Annotated in this window: 2 protein-coding genes and 1 pseudogene; all 3 read right to left on the bottom strand. The window is 30.1% G+C overall.

Annotated features, from left to right (window positions below):
* Window positions 1-15 precede the first annotated feature (15 nt).
* A complete protein-coding gene (locus HCCG_RS11000) occupies window positions 16-816 on the bottom strand; it encodes a hypothetical protein (protein ID WP_002957624.1) in 801 nt (266 codons plus the stop codon).
* Window positions 813-1,208: a hypothetical protein gene (locus tag HCCG_RS10995; protein ID WP_002957623.1), complete on the bottom strand. Its 396-nt coding sequence runs from the start codon at window positions 1,206-1,208 to the stop codon at window positions 813-815. Before HCCG_RS10995 ends, HCCG_RS11000 begins: the two co-directional genes overlap by 4 nt.
* Window positions 1,195-1,950: pseudogene (locus HCCG_RS10990) on the bottom strand (hypothetical protein); the annotation flags it as partial. The gene HCCG_RS10995 and the pseudogene HCCG_RS10990, both read right to left, overlap by 14 nt.

The raw sequence follows: 1,950 nt of genomic DNA, 5'->3' as shown, positions 1-1,950 counted from the left end.
GAATCTTTGTTTGCACTAAAATCCTTGCAATCTTCTAATTGAACAACTTGGGGGGAAAGAGACAAAAGGTATCCAAGATTTTTGTAATTCCCAGACTAATACATCAATACCCCCTTTATTTTTTCTAACTTCTATAATCTCTTCCTCATATGAACTTGAATCCTCTAATCCCTCAACAATAATTCTTTTTTCTTCATCAAATAATATAATTTCATTGCCCACTATTGCATAATCCAATGATACAAAAAGAGGATTATTAGGATTATCATATACCAAATTTCCTCTCTTAAATTCATAAATTTGTCCTTGATTTTTATTATTTACTATAAGATATTTATTATCTAAAGAAAAATCAACTCTTGTGCATTTTTTATCTTTGTAATGCTCAAGTTCATATAAATTTTTGTTTAAATCAAATATATGTAGCTTTCCTCTATCACAGATTCCTAAATATTGCTTATCGTAAGAAATATTAAACGCTGCAGCTTCATTATCATTATATACTTGTATGATAGTGTTATTGGTTTTATTCTTTATTATGGTTTTTTCTTTATTTTTAGTAATTTCGTATTGATTTATTTGGATATTTCTTCCATTTTTAAAATATTGTTTCTTGTAATCTATTAAGCCTTTATTGCTTAGAATCTCCTCTTCATTTTTGACCGATTCTTTTATTATCTTGCTACATTGTATGATATCAAAACCTGATAGTTCTTGCATTTTTGCCCTGCTTGTTTCAAAGTTTGTGAAAGGCTTTGTGCAGGAGGCAAGCATCGCACATAAAGGTATAAGGCAAAGTAGTTTTAATACTCTCATTCACATTCTCCCAATTCGTAAGGTATAGGCAAGAATACCATAGCACCAAAATTATAACTAAGATATTCTGTTAAAGTATAATCCTTAAGGCTTTTCCCATCAATCTTTTCTACTTTTCTGTCTATTTCGCCCCAAGTTACTACACTTTGTGCAATGGTAGCATTATCTTGTATGTGAGAATCTATATCTTTTCCGTTGCTTTGTGGTATAGTCTTCCACACTATCCAATGAGACTTTTTAATGCCCGGTATCCCACTGCTAGAACCACCTATAAGTTCGGCGTTAATTAAAGAAATAATATGAGCCTGTGGATATTGTTGTTTATGTATAACTAAACGCAATAATTTATCTTTATTAATATGAAATCCATAAGTTACATTAGAAAATAACAATTCCGCTCCAACATTTAAAAAACCACTCTTTTAGTGCACCTGCAAGGGTGATACCTGATGCTTGATCGGTTACTTCCTCATAGCTAAATGCTATATTTTCAGAATCTCTTAGACTTGCTAGAGTTATCCAATCTACGCCATTGATTTTATTTCTATCATCTCCAAGTGATTTTGGTTTTTTGCAGTTTCCGCTCGGTTTAATACTTAGATTTTTTATTTTTGCTTTCCCATTTTCCCACAAATCAATAACACATTTGACATATAAATCAGGTCTATCTATCAAAAGACAATAAAAAAATGCAGCTGGTCCGCAAAGTGAAGTTGGTCCTTGATTTGGATAGTAGGAATTTGCAAAATTATTGATATTAGGTAATATAGCATTTGTTATATGATAGTTACTTCTCACAAGATTAACCATTCTTTCTTTGAGTGTTTTTATAATCAAATTTTTATCAAATGGATTTGAATTTTCTTTTGCTTTTGTAAGCCTTTCATCTGAAAATACTCCTTGAGTATCTCTGTTTTCAAATTTATTAATAAGTTGTAAAGCCTTTGCTATAAAATCTGGCACATCATAATCAACAATAAACTTATGTATAGATTGTATATTACCCTTTTTCTCATTCATTTTTATAATAGACTCTATTTCTTTTTTAAATTTCCTTAAGGTGTCATCATTATCAAAGTTTAGATTTTTGTTCTTTTCAGGTTGCGTTGTTGTTTGGCCGGAATCTTCTAAATG

The sequence above is a fragment of the Helicobacter cinaedi CCUG 18818 = ATCC BAA-847 genome, assembly GCF_000155475.1.
Taxonomy (GTDB): Bacteria; Campylobacterota; Campylobacteria; order Campylobacterales; family Helicobacteraceae; genus Helicobacter_C; species Helicobacter_C cinaedi.
The sequence above is the reverse complement of the archived record's forward strand: the minus strand, read 5'-3'. Positions and strand labels throughout refer to the sequence as shown.